Annotated in this window: 17 protein-coding genes and 1 pseudogene; 4 read left to right on the top strand and 14 right to left on the bottom strand. The window is 38.8% G+C overall.

Going from position 1 to position 17933, the window contains the following annotated elements; all coding sequences use genetic code 11:
* Positions 1 to 64: 64 nt before the first annotated feature.
* From MKX69_RS02420 to efp, 14 genes and pseudogenes are all read right to left on the bottom strand, one after another.
* A complete protein-coding gene (locus MKX69_RS02420; protein WP_002318354.1) occupies positions 65 to 733 on the bottom strand; it encodes a DUF421 domain-containing protein in 669 nt (222 codons plus the stop codon).
* 188 nt (positions 734 to 921) lie between these two features.
* Positions 922 to 1719 (bottom strand): annotated as a pseudogene (locus MKX69_RS02415) (IS3 family transposase); the annotation flags it as partial.
* Between the two features lie 344 nt (positions 1720 to 2063).
* Complete coding sequence (locus MKX69_RS02410; RefSeq protein WP_002286868.1) at positions 2064 to 3443, bottom strand: FAD-dependent oxidoreductase; 1380 nt, start codon at positions 3441 to 3443, stop codon at positions 2064 to 2066.
* A gap of 174 nt (positions 3444 to 3617) precedes the next feature.
* Entirely contained in the window at positions 3618 to 4787 is a 1170-nt protein-coding gene (locus tag MKX69_RS02405) for a pyridoxal phosphate-dependent aminotransferase (protein ID WP_002321347.1), read from the bottom strand.
* A complete protein-coding gene (locus MKX69_RS02400; RefSeq protein WP_002294351.1) occupies positions 4762 to 5913 on the bottom strand; it encodes a M20 family metallopeptidase in 1152 nt (383 codons plus the stop codon). Before MKX69_RS02400 ends, MKX69_RS02405 begins: the two co-directional genes overlap by 26 nt.
* Complete coding sequence (locus MKX69_RS02395) at positions 5873 to 7222, bottom strand: aspartate kinase (RefSeq protein WP_002304192.1); 1350 nt, start codon at positions 7220 to 7222, stop codon at positions 5873 to 5875. The genes MKX69_RS02400 and MKX69_RS02395 overlap by 41 nt, the downstream gene beginning before the upstream one ends.
* Before the next feature lie 8 nt (positions 7223 to 7230).
* Positions 7231 to 8232: an aspartate-semialdehyde dehydrogenase gene (locus tag MKX69_RS02390; RefSeq protein ID WP_002286873.1), complete on the bottom strand. Its 1002-nt coding sequence runs from the start codon at positions 8230 to 8232 to the stop codon at positions 7231 to 7233.
* A gap of 15 nt (positions 8233 to 8247) precedes the next feature.
* A complete protein-coding gene (dapD, locus tag MKX69_RS02385; RefSeq protein WP_002301230.1) occupies positions 8248 to 8943 on the bottom strand; it encodes a 2,3,4,5-tetrahydropyridine-2,6-dicarboxylate N-acetyltransferase in 696 nt (231 codons plus the stop codon).
* 5 nt (positions 8944 to 8948) lie between these two features.
* Positions 8949 to 9665 (bottom strand): 4-hydroxy-tetrahydrodipicolinate reductase, encoded by a 717-nt coding sequence (gene dapB / locus MKX69_RS02380; protein WP_002319316.1) that lies wholly within the window; start codon positions 9663 to 9665, stop codon positions 8949 to 8951.
* The gene (gene dapA, locus MKX69_RS02375) at positions 9662 to 10543 is read right to left on the bottom strand and encodes a 4-hydroxy-tetrahydrodipicolinate synthase (protein ID WP_002339135.1); all 882 of its coding nucleotides are present in this window, start codon (positions 10541 to 10543) and stop codon (positions 9662 to 9664) included. Before dapA ends, dapB begins: the two co-directional genes overlap by 4 nt.
* 2 nt (positions 10544 to 10545) lie before the next feature.
* Positions 10546 to 11346, bottom strand: a complete 801-nt coding sequence (gene dapF, locus MKX69_RS02370) for a diaminopimelate epimerase (RefSeq protein ID WP_308947663.1) — start codon at positions 11344 to 11346, stop codon at positions 10546 to 10548.
* Positions 11333 to 12592 carry a diaminopimelate decarboxylase gene (gene lysA / locus MKX69_RS02365; RefSeq protein ID WP_002286883.1) on the bottom strand — a complete coding sequence of 420 codons (1260 nt, stop codon included), beginning with the start codon at positions 12590 to 12592 and terminating at the stop codon, positions 11333 to 11335. Before lysA ends, dapF begins: the two co-directional genes overlap by 14 nt.
* A 214-nt stretch (positions 12593 to 12806) precedes the next feature.
* Positions 12807 to 13055, bottom strand: coding sequence for a hypothetical protein (locus MKX69_RS02360; protein ID WP_002305974.1), 249 nt, complete (start codon positions 13053 to 13055; stop codon positions 12807 to 12809).
* Positions 13056 to 13078: 23 nt separating this feature from the next.
* On the bottom strand, positions 13079 to 13642 hold the full coding sequence (gene efp / locus MKX69_RS02355) for an elongation factor P (RefSeq protein WP_002289434.1): 564 nt from the start codon (positions 13640 to 13642) through the stop codon (positions 13079 to 13081).
* Positions 13643 to 14069: 427 nt separating this feature from the next.
* Between efp and MKX69_RS02350 the strand changes: the two genes are divergently transcribed.
* From MKX69_RS02350 to MKX69_RS02335, 4 genes are all read left to right on the top strand, one after another.
* Positions 14070 to 14987, top strand: a complete 918-nt coding sequence (locus MKX69_RS02350; protein ID WP_025478382.1) for a PLP-dependent cysteine synthase family protein — start codon at positions 14070 to 14072, stop codon at positions 14985 to 14987.
* A gap of 12 nt (positions 14988 to 14999) precedes the next feature.
* The gene (locus MKX69_RS02345; protein WP_002319320.1) at positions 15000 to 16145 is read left to right on the top strand and encodes a cystathionine gamma-synthase; all 1146 of its coding nucleotides are present in this window, start codon (positions 15000 to 15002) and stop codon (positions 16143 to 16145) included.
* Positions 16146 to 16315: 170 nt separating this feature from the next.
* On the top strand, positions 16316 to 16774 hold the full coding sequence (locus MKX69_RS02340) for an S-ribosylhomocysteine lyase (RefSeq protein WP_002289439.1): 459 nt from the start codon (positions 16316 to 16318) through the stop codon (positions 16772 to 16774).
* Between the two features lie 106 nt (positions 16775 to 16880).
* Positions 16881 to 17840, top strand: a complete 960-nt coding sequence (locus MKX69_RS02335; RefSeq protein WP_131774227.1) for an IS30-like element IS6770 family transposase — start codon at positions 16881 to 16883, stop codon at positions 17838 to 17840.
* Positions 17841 to 17933: the final 93 nt, after the last annotated feature.

Here is a 17933-nt window from a genome sequence, read left to right as displayed (position 1 = left end):
GAGGTTGTGAAAAAGTCGCTTAGTTTTGAGTAACAATCCAAGGCGCTGATTTCACAACCTCTGTCTATCCATCTATTCGGTAAGATTCATGCATGACGTCTTCTTTATTTAGTATGTAGAGCCCTTTTTCTTCTGACCATTCAACATAAATCAGCTGTTTTACATCTGCATAGCCTTCTTTCTTCAAGTTCTCCGTAAGCCATGCTTCAGTCAATTGATTGGACTGAAGCACTTTATGCTGAATTTGCCCTTCATCTACAAGCAGGATCGATAAAGCTTTGTCTTCATCTGATTTTTTCAATACACTCATTTGACCTGCATTCTCTAGGATAACATGTTTGGCATTTTCAAGAGAAAAGCATTCCTGCTGTCTTAAGATTGCTCGCAACTGCTCCATCTCGATATGGTTATTTGTCAACTCTGTCATGTTGATGACGCCGTCTTTGATTAGAACAGATGGCTCGCCTTTGACCCAACGATTGACCTTTTCATTTTTTTGGACGATACGTTCGATACCATAAATCATTACTGCCCAAAGCGCAATGGCAAATAGGACATGTCCTACATGGACATTGTCATCATAGGTTGATTCTTCTAAGATCCCACCTAAAACAAGCGTATAGACTAAATCAAACGGTGTGATTTCTGACATGGATTTCTTCCCAAGCAAACGTACCACTAATAATAAACCGATCAACCCGAATACCAGTTTCATTGTAATTGAAAAAATCATTTTTTCTCCCCCTAACTATCTGTTAATTAAATTATATATGCTTTCTCACGAACACGCATGGAATATACAAGGAAGAAATGTATCCTTTTACTAAAAAAAGGACTGTGACACTGTAGTGACCCCCAAAAGTTAGACTTTTTTGGAGTGGAGAAATCCACTCCTTTTTTTCATTCTCTAAAATGATATTTTTACACAACCGTTACGGTTGTTTTACGAAATTGGAAGAGACTTTGCCAGTTTAATTTCTGTTTTATCCGTTCATTATTGTAGTAATAGATATAGCTATCGATGGCTGATTTTAATTCCTCGAAACAGTTATAAACTTTCCCGTGAAAAATCTCTTGTTTTAATAAGCCAAAAAAATTCTCCATAAGTGAATTATCTAAGCAGTTCCCTTTCCGAGACATGCTTTGAAAGATTTTGTACTCCTTCAATTTGTTTCTATAAGCTTTCATTTGATACGCCCAACCTTGATCTGAGTGAAACGTACGACGATAGGGACAATCGTTAGTGGTCTGGATAGCTTCCTCCAAACCTTCCATTACCGCTAATGCATTGGGCTTTTCAGAGATACGATAGGATAAAATCTCACTATTGAACATATCCATAAAAGGATCTAGATACAATTTATTTTGACGGATAATGCCTTTGGCATCCACTTCATGGTATTTAAATTCAGTTGTATCCGTCGTGATTTTCTGATGGCAGATACTGGTGTAGAAACGACGATGGATCCGATTTTTGGCTACTGCTCCGACTTGTCCTCGATAAGAATTGTAGCGCCGTGATTTACGTGTGTATGCCGTTACTTTTATTCCTAGCTTCTTGATCAGGCGCTGAACTTTCTTTTTATTGATAGAGAAACCGCGGTTTCTTAGTTCATTGGTCATCCGTAAACAGCCATAATCCTTGTGCTTCTCCCGAATTTTAAGCATTTCCGCTTCAATCTCTTGATCTGGATTTTTACGGTCCAATCGCCTTTGCCATCCAAATAATCATGAACGATCTTTAATTTAAGTTCAAAAGTATATTTAACCATAAAAAATACCGACCTCCAAAAGTTAGATTTTTTGGTCTAACTTTTGGAGGTCGGTACACAAATCGTGTCACAGTCCCTTTTTTGCAAATAAACGGTGTTCAAAAGCTTGCATCTGCGGTAATAAGTCCAGCCAAGTTAAAAACATAAGAAGCTGTTTTTACTTGGCTGTTCTTATTACTTGATGCAAGGCAGCTTTTTCACAAAAATTTGAGAAACGATTTTCGTGAATTCCTTCTTATTTCTTGAAGCTGACCACTTCTGTCACAACCTCTTTTCAAATATTTCGTTTTCTTATTCTACAAATGGTTCTTCTCCTAACGCTTGTTGAGCGGCTAGATTCAACATGCTCCATTGTCGGTCAAAGCCTGGCTGGAAGAAGAAGTCAGCTTCTGCTAGTTCTTCTAAAGTCAGTTTGTTTTGGATCGCTAGTGCCAATACATTTCCTTGACCTGTAACATCATAGGTAGATAATACTGCTCCTCCTAGCAATTGATGGGTCATTGGATCCGAGAATAATTGGATGGACACTTTTGGATTTCCTTGTTCTTCTGGTACATATTTTGGTCTTAACGTATCTTCATAATAAGACACTCGTACATCTACTCCTGCTTTTGCTGCTGTAAAGCTATTCAATCCGCTTGCTGCAAAATGATAGTCAAAGACACTTAATGCAGAGGAACCTACGACTCCGCCGAACGGTTTGTTTGGTACTTCTTCAAAAAGATGTTTTACTACATAACGTGCTTCTCTACGTGCAACAGTCGCTAAAGCGATCGGCATTTTTTTGCGGGCTGGGATAGAATAAGCAAGTGTAGCATCTCCTACTGCATACACATCTGGAAGATTCGTTTGCAAGTATTCATTTGTTTGGATCCAGCCACGTTCATCTAAGTCAACGATCCCTTTTAACCATTCTGTATTTGCCTTCACACCGGCAGCTTGAATGACCAGATCTGCTGGGATTTCTTTTTCACTTGTTTTGATTGCCTCAACTTTTCCGTTACCAGTAAAAGCTTCGATTTTTGCATTTGTCAAAACTTCAATACCGTTTTCATTTAGGTGTTGTTCTAAAATGTCTGTCATCTCAGCATCTAAATAAGTGCCTAAGGGTCTGTCGATCACATCAAGCAAGACGACTTCTTTCCCAGCTTTTCGGCTTGCTTCTGCTGCTTCGATCCCAATGTAACCAGCACCTACGACAGCGATTTTTTTTATAGCCGGATCATTTAATTTTTCTTTGATTTTGGTTGCCCAATTGTATCCACGCATCAAGTAGACATTTTCTAGATCTGCTCCTGGTACTGGCAGATTGTTTGGTTTGACACCAGAACTCAAAATCAATTTGTCATAAGGATATTCTTTTGTTTCGTTATCTGATGCGCTAGTAACCGTTACTGTTTTTTTATCGGCATCGATCGTTTTTACTTCGTGATTATTTAAAATATGAACATTGGATTGCGGAAAGTTTTCTGGTCTGAAATTACGCACATCATTTACATCTGTTACCTTGTCTTCTAAATACAGCTCCATACCGCATGACATGAAGGAAATATAGTCTCCTGCTTCAAATAGCGTGATATCTACATTTTCACCGTATCGTGTCAATAGTTCCAAGATCGATTGATGCCCTCCATGAGATGCACCTACAATGACAACTTTGATTTTTTCCATTGATGAAACCTCCTTGAATATTCTTTTAAAATCATTCTAAACAATTTAAACTTAACATTACATTAGTTATGAATCAAAAGAAACGCGTTCATTTGAACTAAATTTAAAAAACAATCGTCTCCTTGCAGAATATACCGCAAAATTAACGATTGTTTTTTTGATAAAATCTATGAATCACTGTTCTGTTAAAAAGTCTTTGATCCGTTTGCAGGCCTCATGTAATTTTTCCATGCTGCTAGCATAAGAAATCCGGATATAACCTTCTCCTTCTGGGCCAAATGCAATTCCTGGGATACACGCAACTTTTGCCTGTTCCGCTAATTCTACACAAAACTGCCAAGAGTCAGTTTGAATGGCAGCTGGGAGTTTGCAAAACAAGTAAAATGCACCGTTTGGCTGGGTCACTTCAAATCCTAAAGGCGCCAATTGCTGGACCAGATAGTCTCTTCGTGTTTGATATTGCTCTTTCATATTCTCGCTATCTTTCACCCCATTTATTAGCGCTTCAGCTGCAGCTTTTTGCGACATCGTTGTAGCGGCAGTCACCAGATATTGATGGACTTTAATTAGTTCGTCAATAAGGGCTTTTTGAGCAAAAATAAAGCCCACTCGCCAACCAGTCATCGCATGTGACTTGGATAACCCGCTTATCACGATTGTTTGTTCTGGAAGATAAGTAGCTATGGACATATGCGTTCCACTATAAGTCAATTCAGCATATACTTCATCACTTATAACAAATACCGGATATTTTTTTAAAACCTCAGCGATTGCTTTCAATTGTTTTGCAGACAATGTCGTCCCAGTAGGATTGTTAGGATAGTTTAAAATGACTGCTTTGACAGCTGATCCATATTGTTCAAATGCTCGTTCAAATTGTTCCGGCTGACAGACAAACCCTGTGTCAGAAGTATCTATCGGGATCAATTCAGCACCAGCTAGTTCCACTAATGGCTGATATCCTGAATAAGCAGGCGCTGGAATAAGAACCTTGTCTCCTTCTTCCAAAACAGATAACAACGCAGAGGCAATCGCTTCCGTTGCACCAACTGTCGTCAAAACTTCCGTTTGCGGATCATAAGTTAATCCATAACGCTGTTGCTGAAACATACAAGCCGCTTCCCGCAGTTCCTCTAATCCTCTCATTCCGGTATAGTGAGAAAAGTCTTCTTCAATCGCTGCTATTCCTGCTTGCTTGACATGTTTAGGAGTTGGAAAATCCGGTTCTCCCAGGGTGAGTTTGATCACATCTGGTATCGACGATATTTGCTGATCGAATTGTCGTATTTTTGATACTTCTATTCTAGAAAGCCTGGGACTAAATCGATTGGATAAATTCATCATTATTTACTCGCTCCTCTTTTGAACTGCTATCGATTTTTACAAGAAGATTTTCTGTAAAAAGAATCGTTTTGTACCATTCTACACCATTTTCTAAAACATCCATATCAAAATCGAACGTCGGATCATGTAAAGCAGGGGTATCACCGACACCTAAAAAGAAAAATACACATGGATATTGTTGCGTATATATGCCAAAATCTTCGGCTTGAAGAACTGGAGCATCTAATTCATGTAGTTTGTTTGAATCTAACAGTGCTGCATATAAGCCTCTATGGTTGATTACAGCTGGATAGCCGTCATTATAGCGAAAAGAAATAGTAGCTGTAGAGTGAAACTGTTCTGCTAAATGGTCTAATCCCCTCTTCAAATAATTTTGCATATCTGAACTGTAAGAACGGATACTTCCGGATACAATAACTTCTCCAGCTAAAACATTTCGGATCGTTCCACCTTGGATTTGGCCAAATTTCATTAGATGATTCCACTCTGCCGGTAATTGCCGGTCAAAATCATAAACATTCTTCAAAAATCGTACAGCTGCCTCAAGACTATCGATTCCTTTTTCACTAGAAGCAATATGTGCAGACTGGCCTTTAATGATAATGTCTGTTTCACTGCTTTGTGCCATCAAAGGTCCTGGTCGAGAGAAAACTTCTCCCTTAGCTAGTCCAGGCCATAGATGAAAGCCAAATATTGCTTGTACTTCATATTTATCCAACAATCCTGACTGAATAACGCTTTGTGCGCCACCGGAAATTTCTTCTGATGGCTGATAGATCAGTACTACATTATAAATAAGATCCTCAATGTGTTTAGTTATAAAGTCAGTCAACCCTAAAAGCATCGCCATATGTCCGTCATGACCACATGCATGCATATAACCTTCATGCTTAGAAGCAAAAGAGAGATTCGTTTCTTCTTTGACTGGCAGTGCATCGATATCTGTTCGAAAAGCAATCGTTTCTTCTTGTTGATTATCAAAATAAAGGAGTAGTCCTGTTTCGCCGATTTCATGGATAACGGCCCCGCTGTTTTTTACTTGTTCATATAAATATTTTTTTGTCTTGAATTCATGAAATCCGATTTCAGGAATTTGATGGAGTGCCATTCGATATTCTTTCAGCATCCGTATTCACCATCCCTTCATAGATACCCTTCACTACTGTTTCATATTGATTATTCGGTACACCGATGATCAGATTCAACTCCTGTGCTCCTTGTGATAAGATCGATGTGCGAATTTCTAATTTGTTCAATATCGATAACACTTTTCCAGATAATCCAATCAATTCTTTATGCGGTCCGCCAACGACAGAGATCAAAGCTAAGTCTTCAATCACGACGATTTCTTCCACGCCAAGTGTTTCTTTTAATTCTTTCGTGATGAGAAATAATTTATCGGCAATCGCTTCTGCTGAGACGATCACTCCGATATTGTCGATCCCTGAAGGAATATGTTCGATTGATATCTCATGTTTAGCAAAAATGCTCATTGCTTTCCAGATAAACCCGATTTCATCGGACATATGACGTTTGAATAAAGTGATGGAAAGAAAATCCTTGCGTCCAGCTATTCCTGTCAGTCCATTTTCCTTTTCTATTTCGTGATTCGATATTTTTGTCCCTTGAGCGAAAGGATCATTGGTATTTTTTATTTGGATGGGGATATCAGCCTCTTGAACTGGGAAAACAGCTGCTTCATGAAGAACGTTAGCCCCCATATAAGCCATCTCTCTCAGTTCTCTAAAAGAGATTTCCTCGATGATTTTAGGATGATCGATGATTCGCGGATCAGCCATCATGATTCCTGAAACATCCGTCCAATTCTCATAACTTTCCGCTTGCAACATCTTCGCCAGTATCGCGCCGGTAATGTCGCTTCCCCCACGGCCCAATAATTTTTCTTTTCCTGCAGGGTTCGCCCCGTAAAACCCTGGAACAACCATTTTCGGATATCTTTTAAATGCTTTTGTGATTTCCTGTGCTGTTTTTTCCTGATCGATTTTCCCATCATAGTCAAAGAAAATCAGGTCTTTTGCGTCAATAAACTGGTAACCAAGATACTCAGCCATCAGTTGAGCAGTCAGATATTCACCTCTACTTACTAAATAATCTTCAGTTATCTTTTCGTCTTCCAGTTGTTTCTGTATGCGTGCTAGTTCATCTTCAATAGGTAACTGCAGGGCAAGAACATCTCTTACTTGAATGAAACGATCACAAATCCTTTTCCAAAGGGGTGTCCAATCAACATGATGCTGAAGGTAAGCATAAATCAAATAAAGTAAGTCTGTTACTTTGTCATCATCTGACGTACGTTTGCCTAAAGCAGAAACAACGATCACTTGGCGATTGGGATCTGAAAGAACAATTGTACGGACTTTTTTGAATTGCTCTTCATGAGACATCGATGTTCCGCCGAATTTCGCTACTTTCAGCGTATTACTCATCTTGCCACCTCCGCTATTTTCTGCATTAAAGCTGCAGCAATCTGTACGGCATTCGCAGCGGCTCCTTTGCGTATGTTATCGGCAGTCGTATAGAACAACAATCCGTTCTCTAAAGAAGTGTCTTTTCTGATCCTCCCAACATAAACCATATCTGTTCCTCTAGCAAGAATGCTCGTCGGATATTTATGTGCTGCTAGATCATCTTCTAATTGAATCCCTGGAAACTGGCTGAGACACTCTCTAATTTCTTCCGTCGTAAACTCTTTTTGCAGTTGAACTGCCACAGAGACTCCATGTCCATTTTCGATTGGCACACGTACGCAGGTTGCTGATACTGGCAAAGCAGGCTGATGCAGAATCTTACGGGTCTCATTTATCATTTTCTGTTCTTCTTTTGTATACCCATTTTCCAAAGGCTGATCGATTTCCGGAATCACCGTTTGGCTAATATTATAAGGATACAAAACTGGTTCCTCGTCATTTTGCGTACGATGAAGATCTTCAATGCCTTTTTGCCCGGAACCAGAAACTGCTTGATAGGTCGAATAATTGACTCGCTGGATACCAAAGGCTTCTTGTAAAGCTTTAAGCGGAAGTACCGCTTGAATGGTTGAACAATTTGGATTTGCAATCAGCCGATTCAATGTATAGTCTTCCAGATTGACCTCTGGAACGATTAATGGAATATCCGAATCTTCCCGCCATGCTGAGGAATTATCTATGACAAATAGTCCCTGACTTCGTGCGATTGGCGCAAACTCTTTGGATACAGAAGCACCTGCAGAAAATAGCGCTAAATCATATCCTTCAAATGAAGTTTCTGTCAATTCCTGTACAGTGTGTTTCTTTTTCTTGAATACACAAACTTTACCGGCTGAACGTTTTGAAGCTAATAATTTCAATCGTCCTACTGGAAAATCATATTCTTCTAACACTTTGAGCATCGTTTGGCCGACTAATCCGGTTGCCCCCACAATACAGGTATCTATTTCGCGCATTTTTCTCCATCTCCTCTATAATTCGCGTAACGCAGCAATCAATGCTGTATTTTCTTTTGTCTGATCATCACTTATTTTTAATACACGTGCAGGTATTCCACCGACAACAGTGCCTGCTGCCACATCTTCTAAAACCACTGCTCCTGCTGCCACGACTGCATCTTTTCCGATATGGACACCTTCAACAATCACTGCATTCGCACCTACCAGTACGCCGTCTTCTACGATAACCGGTTTGGCCGATGCTGGTTCGATCACACCTGCTAAGACAGCTCCTGCACCAATATGGCAGTTTTTGCCCACTGTCGCTCGTCCACCTAAGACAGCACCCATATCAATCATCGTGTTTTCACCGATTACTGCACCAATATTGATAATCGCTCCCATCATGATCACGGCATTGTTGCCGATTGACACTTGATCTCTGATAATAGCACCTGGTTCGATACGAGCATTAATTTTTTTAATATCTAGCAAAGGAACTGCGCTGTATCTTGCAGCAGTTTCGATTTCGATTTCAATGATTTTTTCTGATTCAGCTTCTAAAACCGGAGCAATCGTCTCATAGTCACCAAAAACAACGAAGCTGCTTCCTTCACCAAAAACTTTACTTTCTTTAAATTCGATTGGCTCGGTTACATTCAGATAGACTTTCACAGGCGTCTTTTTAGATGCCGTTTGAATGTAGCGGATGATTTCTTGAGCTTCCACGTTTTTTACACCCCTTTGTCCATTAATAAATCTTCTAATTTGTAATAACCTGGTGACTGATCTTTCAACCAGTCCGCTGCTTCTACTGCGCCTGCAGCAAAGATTCGATTAGAAAAAGATTCATGTTTGATCGTAAATATTTCATCAGTAGCAGCAAACAATACATCATGTTCACCAGGTAAAGAACCTGCACGAATACTGTGTACACCAATTTGGTTTTCTTCTCTTTTTTTCCCTTGCCAGTTGTATACGGGCTGCAGCTTTTGCACTTCTTGGATTGTTTGAAGCAGCATATTTGCAGTACCAGATGGTGCATCTTTTTTACGACTATGATGTTTTTCAATCAGTTCGATCTGCCAGCCTTGCAACATTGCAGTTGCTTGCTTGATTAGTTGATTCATCACCATGATGCCGAACGAAAAATTAGCACTATACATCACAGGTACATGTTTGGCATGTTCTTTTATTTCTTGGAACTGTGATTGTGTATAACCTGTCGTGCCAATGACTAACGGAAGTTGATATGATAAGCTATACGAAAGGATTTTCTCTAAATTATCTGGATGAGAAAAATCAATAAGCAGTTCTGGCAGTTCCGTAAAAGCAAGCGTAGTTGCTTCTTTAGGTGCCGTCCGTAAAAGAAGGACCGTATCTCCTCTTTCTTGTGCAACTTCTTCGACTCTATTTCCCATCTGTCCACTGCCAATCAGTCCGATTTTCATTTTTCAACCGTCCTTTCCCTTAGCAAAAGCAGAGCTAATTGTTTCTTTTTCTCTTTTGAAAGAGAAACTAAAGGCAGGCGTAGAGGTCCGGAAGGTAAGTCTAATAATGACATGGCTGCTTTGACAGGAATAGGATTGGTCTCACTGAACAAGGCATGGATCAGTTCAAGTGCATTTAATTGCTTTTCTTTTGCTTGCTGCCATCTTCCGTCCTGCGTATCTTTTACTAATTCATGGACTATTTTAGGTTGGATATTCGCCCATACACTTATTACACCGCTTCCTCCTACACTCATTACTGGTAGGATCAAATCATCATTTCCACTGTAAAGGAAGAATTCTTCTCCAATCAACCGAGCGGCATCCATCACATAAGCCATATCTCCTGAGGCTTCTTTCAAACCAATGATATTAGGATGTTCTGCTAAATTTACTAATACATGAATTGGAATCGACATGCCTGTTCTAGAAGGAACATTATACAAAATAAGCGGAATCGGTGAGGCTTCTGCAATTGCTGTAAAATGAGCAGCTAGTCCTGCGTCACTTGTTTTGTTGTAGTAAGGGGTGATGACCAAAAGTGCGTCTGCCCCCAAAGAAGCAAAATGCTTCGCTTTTTCAATCGTTTCTTTTGTATTATTCGTTCCAGCTCCTGCAATCACCGGCACACGGCCAGCCACTTTCTTTACTGTCAGTTGAAGGATCTTCTCCTCCTCAGATTGTGTGAGCGTAGAAGATTCTCCTGTTGTACCTAAAACTAATAATCCGTCTGTTTGTTCATCTAAATGGAATTGGATCAATTTTTCCAAACCAGCATAATCTACTGATCCCTCTTCATTCATCGGCGTGATCAGCGCCACGATCGAACCTTTTATCATCTTCATTCCTCCAATATTCTTGTCCATTCATGAACTGCTGGGCCAGCCATTTGTATCGTATCCTTACCAGAGATCATCAAGTCTCCTTGTTCCAAGTGAACAACTACCTGATCTGCTGAAATTTTCCCAGTTTCCTTAGCAACCACATAAGAGGCACAGCAACCTGTACCGCAAGCAAGTGTCCAACCTACACCTCTTTCATAGGTACGGACGATCAATTCTTGTTCATTGACTACTTCTACAAAGTTGACATTGGTTTTTTCTTTGAACAAAGGATGATGACAGATCAGTTCACCTCTTTTTCTCCAGACTTCCTCACGCGCATTTTCAACAAAAACAACGGTATGAATCGTTCCTAAAAATAAACTAGTGATCGTTACTTTGTCACCATTGATCTCTATTTCCTGGTTTTTTATTGGATAAGTTTGATTAGTTTTGATTTTTTCCGGAGAATCATCTGGCACTCCCATATCTACGCTGCAATAAAAAGGTGAGGGGTCCAACACCGTAATTTTTCTTGTGCCTGCTAATGTCTCTACGTTGAATTCCTGTTCATTCATCATGTTCTGATCATTTACGTATCGAGCAAAACAGCGAATGCCATTTCCGCACATCGGCGCGCGACTGCCATCTTTGTTGTAATAGATCATTTCCAACGGATCGATTTTTACGGCGATCAATCCGTCTGTATCATATTTTTCTTTTGTGCATAAAGAAGCGGCTAATTGACTATAATCTGTGTCTTCTGCGTAATCTAATAAGATAAAATCATTTCCGCAGCCATTATATTTATGAAGGATCATAGGAAACTTCCCCCCTTAGTAGATCAGAAAATGCTTGTCTGCGAACAATCAGTCTTGATTGGCCATTATTGACAAAAACAACTGCTGGTCGTGTCGCTCGATTGTAGTTGCTGCTCATCGAGTATCCATAAGCTCCCGTGGAATAAACAGCTAAAAGATCACCCGATTCTGCTTTCGGCAAATAAGCTTCTTTAATTACCACATCGCCTGATTCACACATTTTTCCTGCAATCGTCACTTTCTCTGTTTTTTCTTCCGACAGTTTTGCTGCTAAATCACAATCGTATTCTGCCTGATACAGAGCTGGACGGATATTATCTGTCATCCCGCCATCTACAAAGTAATATTTTTTATGTGGTGTCTTTTTGATGAAACCAATCGTGTATAGTGTTGTACCAGCTTCTCCAACAATACTTCTACCCGGTTCGATCAGTAATTGACGAATGGTCAGTTTTCGTTTTTCCAAAGCTTCTTCCGTATATTCAATCAGTTTTTTTAGTGCCTCTTCGACTGGGATTGGCTGATCATTTTGTGTATAACGAATCCCAAACCCTCCGCCAAGATTCAAGGAAAGAGGTTGGTCAAAATCGGTTAAGTAATTCGTCAATTTGTCGATTTCAGCTAACCAAGCAGTAACATCAAAAATTTGTGACCCGATATGAGCATGAAATCCTTCTAACTCTAGATAGCTGCTTTCTTTTATCAACTGAAGGGCTTGTTGGCACTCTTTACTTTCATAGCTCATGCCGAATTTTGAATCAATATGCGCAGTGACGATATATTCATGAGTATGTGCTTCTACTCCGACATTCAACCGAAGCATGATACAGATTTTTTTTAAATAGCGTTGGCTTAATTCTGCTAATAATTCAACTTCCATCAAATTATCGGCAACAATATGCAACAAATCATTTTCAAGTGCATAGATCAGTTCCTCTGGCGTCTTGTTGTTACCATGGAAGTAGATAGTATCTCTAGGGAAATCAGCTTGCAAAGCGGTATAGATTTCCCCACCACTGACAACATCTAGCCCGAATCCATATTCACGAACTAAATGCAGCATCTCAATCGTTTGGAATGCTTTAGAGGCGTAAAGCACTTTTGTATCAAAACGTTTCGATACAAAGCCTCGCTTGAATGACAGCATCGTTTGTCTCATCTTTTCTTCATCATACACATACAGAGGTGTCTTATACTTTTCTGCCAATGTGCTTGCTGTGACTCCGCCAATTATCAATTCTGTCATTTTTTCATTCCTCTTTTCACTTTTTTTCCGTTTTTATTGGAATTTAATTTGATAAAGATTTGAATTTTATTGGAATAATATTAAACAAAATTTTCTGAATTGTCTAGTATATTTCGAAATATTTTTTTAAAAATAAGAATAAAAATGGTTATAAAAACAAAATACCCGAACTATTAGAAGCTATTTATACATAAAAACATAAATTCAACACTATTTAGTGATGAAAGAATATTTTCGCTTCAATATAGTTCGGAATAGTTCGGATATTTTCAATTTTATGAATCATTTCAATTTCTTCATAAATAAGTGCAGTTTCTTCTTTCTCTAGCTTTTGCCATTCATCTTTCAAAATATAAATAAAATCAAATACTTTTTTATTTTTCAATTTGCTGATTCCACAAAAAAACCTCTTGAAAGGCAGATCCGATGATCTGCCTTTCAAGAGGTCAAGCTCTGTTTTCAAATTCTTATCAATCCGTTAGCGAATTATTTTGACGCACGTTTTACATAAGAACCTTCTGCTGTATTGATTTCCAACAATTCATCTGTTTCGATGAAGTCAGGAACATTGACTACTAAGCCAGTTTCCATTGTCGCTGGTTTACCTGAACCAGTGACTGTTGCACCTTTGATGGAAGGTTGTGTTTCCACAACACGTAATACGACAGTTGTTGGTAATTGAACGCCGATGACTTCGCTACCGAAGAATTGGATTTTTACTTCCATGTTTTCTAGGATATATTTCATTTCTTCTTCTACTGTTTCTACAGGAATTTCATATTGCTCATATGTTTCCAAATCCATGAAGAAAGCTGTATCATCCATCGTGTACAAATATTGTACAGGTTTTGTGTCGATATGTGCTTTTTCAAATTTTTCTTCTGGTCTGAACGTTGTGTCGTATGTTGCACCTGAACGGACATCTTTCAGTTTCATACGCATAACTGTATTTCCTTTACCAGGTTTATGGTGGCTTGCATCCAGAACTTTAATCAGTTTGCCGTCTTGTACGAAAGTCATACCGGCTCTTAAATCACTTGCTGAGATCATTATTTTTGCTCCTTCTTTTCTTTATCATAATCAACTTTATTGTATCAGACAACCGGCCAGAAAACTAGAGTATTCTCTATCTTTTAAGGTCTCATGCCTATTTGTCAGAAAAATAAACACGGGTAAACGATGCTATCGAAATATTTTTTTCTTTCAAGCCTTTGACTTTTATTTTTTTTCATGCTATCGTTAATAAAAATTTTACTTGGAGGGATACACATGACAGTCAGCAACCAAAAACAATTGAATCGTTGCTGTTGTATGGTGCATAAAAGCAGCATACTATTTGTCATGTCTATTAATTGCCCTTCATAGAATGAGTACCAGGTAACTTATCTTTTTATCTACTCAATTTTTCTCTATGTCTTTCAAGGAGCTGATTTAATAGTCAGCTCCTTTTTTTATTATCTTTTTTTAGGAGGCCCATATGATTATCTCGACAATTACAGAAGCTATTGGTTCCACACCGCTTTATCGCTTTGACAATCAGCACTATTCTATGCCTAAAGGTTCTGCTATTTATGCAAAACTAGAATATTTAAATCCTGGAGGAAGTATCAAAGATAGATTGGGCAGTTATTTGATCAAAGAAGGATTTGCCCAAGGAAAAATCAATGAAAAAACGACGATCATCGAACCAACTGCCGGAAATACAGGAATTGGGATCGCTCTGGCCGCACTCACATACAAATTAAGAACGGTTTTTGTTGTTCCAGAGAAGTTTAGCTTAGAAAAACAACAATTGATGAAAGCATTGGGAGCAAAGATCATCCATTCTCCTAGTGAGCAAGGAATCATCGGTGCCATCAGCAAAAGTAAAAAACTTGCAGAGGAGATATCAAACAGCTATCTGCCTCTTCAATTTGAAAATAAAGATAATCCTGCTGCTTACTATCATACGTTAGGGCCAGAAATCTTTCATGAAATCAAAGAAAATATCCATAGTTTTGTAGCAGGAATTGGGAGTGGTGGAACCTTTGCTGGAACTTCTACCTTTTTGAAAGAAAAATATCCCGACATTCGAATAATCGGTGTAGAACCAGAGGGCTCTGTGTTAAATGGTGGTGATCCAGCCCCTCACGAAATTGAGGGTATCGGTGTAGAATTCATTCCGCCGTTTCTTTCTCACCTTTCAATCAATCAGATCGAGACAATCTCTGATGTAGAAGGGTTTAACTATACTAGGCAGTTAGCACGAGAACAAGGACTATTAGTTGGAAGTTCGAGTGGTGCGGCTTTTGCAGCAGCATTAAGAGAAATTCGTCGTTTACCACCTGGTCATCGTGTCGTTACGATTTTTCCAGACGCAGCAGACCGCTATTTATCAAAAAACATTTACTTATAGGAGGAAAGAAACATGCACATTCAAACAAAATTGATCCACGGAGGCATCAGTGAAGATCCCACAACAGGAGCTGTCAGTGTACCTATTTATCAAACATCCACTTATCGGCAAGATGGCGTCGGCCAGCCTAAACAATATGAATATTCAAGATCTGGTAATCCTACTCGTTTTGCATTGGAAGAACTGATTGCTGATTTGGAAGGCGGTGTTCGAGGATTCGCTTTTTCTTCTGGTCTTTCTGGGATTCATGCCGTTTTTTCTCTTTTTCAAGCTGGCGATCATATCTTATTAGGAGATGATGTCTATGGAGGAACATTCCGTCTATTTGACAAAGTTCTTACTAAAAATGGTCTCGAGTACACGATCATAGATACGAGTAATCTTGATAAAATAGAACAATCCATCAAACCCAATACAAAAGCACTTTATCTTGAAACACCTAGCAATCCGCTTCTAAAGATTACTGATTTAGAAAAAAGTGCCACTCTGGCTCATCAACATGGATTGATAGTTATTGCTGACAATACATTTGCTACTCCTTATTTTCAAAGACCTTTAGATCTCGGTTCTGATATCGTTGTCCATAGCGGTACCAAATATCTAGGCGGACACAGCGATGTAGTAGCTGGTTTAGTGACTTCTAACCATAAAGATCTAGCCGATCAGATCGGATTTTACCAAAATGCTATCGGAGCCGTACTTGGTCCCCAAGATAGCTGGTTACTTCAGCGCGGAATCAAGACACTAAGTGTTCGTATGGAGGAACATCAAAAAAATGCTTTTGTGATAGCTGATTTTCTATTTTCTCATCCAGCAGTAGAAAAGGTCTACTATCCAGGATTACCCGATCATGAACTCCATGGAGTTGCTAAGCAACAGATGAGCGGCTTTAGCGGAATGATTTCTTTTACTTTAAAAAATGAAGAATCTGCTATTCCATTTGTTGAATCACTCCAACTATTTACTTTAGCAGAAAGTTTAGGTGGCGTAGAAAGTTTAGTGGAAATTCCTTCTGTCATGACTCATGCGTCTATTCCAAAAGAAAAACTAGAAGAGGCTGGCATAAAGGACGGCTTGATCCGTCTTTCTGTAGGAATTGAGTATGGTCAGGATCTCATAAACGATTTAGCTCAGGCATTTGACAGAATCAAGAACTAGAAGTCCCAATAAACGACTTAGCAGAAAAATCTAAAAAATATTTCAGATTGCTACACCTTGGAAACGATAAGTGTTAGAATCAAGTAGAAAGACGTTTTTGTAAATTTCACTAAATAATTCTTTAGTGAAAAGCATCAAAACGAATGAACAAACAGATAGGAGTCTTACAAATGAGAATGAATGTCGAAAGTTTTAATCTTGACCATACAAAAGTCAAAGCACCTTATGTACGTGTAGCTGATCGAAAAACGGGTGCGCATGGCGATGTCATCATTAAATACGACGTCCGCTTTAAACAACCAAATAAAGAACACATGGACATGCCAAGTCTACATTCACTTGAGCACTTGACTGCCGAACTAATCCGCAATCACGCAGATTACATCGTAGACTGGTCTCCAATGGGATGCCAAACAGGCTTTTACTTGACTGTATTGAATCATGAAAGCTACGAAGACATTTTAGATGTTCTTGAAGCAACAATGAAAGATGTTCTTGAAGCTACTGAAGTACCTGCAAGCAATGAAACACAATGTGGCTGGGCTGCCAGCCATACACTAGAAGGTGCACAAGCTTTGGCTCGTGAATTTTTAGCAAAACGCGATGAATGGTCTGAAGTAGAAGCATAGTTTCTAAAAGCGCGAATTGTAAAATTAAGTTAGAAAAATAAAAAGGCATTTATGGTACACTCAAATTGTATTTCCGACGAAAGAAAACAAAGGAGTGTAACCATAAATGACCTACAAACATCTTACCATAGACGAACTGACAATGATAGAATCATATTATCTTCAACATAATAAGCCGGTTGAAATCGCTAACCGAATGGGACGTACTATACAAACTATTTATAATGTAGTCAATAAGTTCAAGCAAGGCAAGACTGCTCTTGATTATTGGCACCAGTATAAAGAAAATAAGAAAAAATGTGGTAGAAAAGTCATTCAATTACCTGCTCATGAAGTAGATTACATTAAAGAGAAAGTCACTCTTGGTTGGACGCCTGACGTCATTATCGGGCGAAAAGAAAGACCTGTTTCATGCGGTATGAGAACCCTTTATCGTTTATTTTCTAAAGGAATATTTGATATTGACACACTACCGATGAAAGGTAAAAGAAAACCCAATGGCCATCAGGAAAAACGGGGAAAACAACAGTATCAGCGCTCAATCCATGATCGACCTGATAATTATCCTGATTTCAATTCTGAGTTTGGTCACCTTGAAGGTGATACGATCGTTGGCATTCATCATAAAAGTGCCGTCATTACTTTAGTTGAAAGATTATCTAAAGTCATTATCACGATTAAACCCAACGGCCGTAAGGCATTAGATATTGAAACTGCCCTTAATCAATGGTTTTCTCGCTTCCCTAAAAACTTCTTTAAATCTATTACGTTTGACTGTGGAAAAGAATTTTCTAACTGGAAAGCCATTAGTAACCAACATGATATTGATATATATTTTGCGGACCCTGGAACACCTTCTCAACGCCCATTAAACGAGAATTCTAACGGGATTCTGCGTCGTAATGGACTGCCGAAATCAATGGATTTTAGAGAAGTGAATCAGACATTTATTTCCAGTGTCAGCAATCAACGTAATCATATTCCAAGAAAATCATTGAATTACAGAACACCAATCGAAATATTTTTGAGCTATGTACAAGAAGCATTTTATTCTAGCTTAATTTGACAAATCATAAAGAACGTAAAGATGAGAAGCAATATAGCTATCTTATCTTCGTATTTTATTAAATATTTATTGTCTGAAAAGAGTTCTAAACGG

It is taken from the genome of Enterococcus sp. FSL R5-0957 (assembly GCF_038008005.1).
GTDB lineage: Bacteria > Bacillota > Bacilli > Lactobacillales > Enterococcaceae > Enterococcus_B > Enterococcus_B faecium.
The sequence above is the reverse complement of the archived record's forward strand: the minus strand, read 5'-3'. Positions and strand labels throughout refer to the sequence as shown.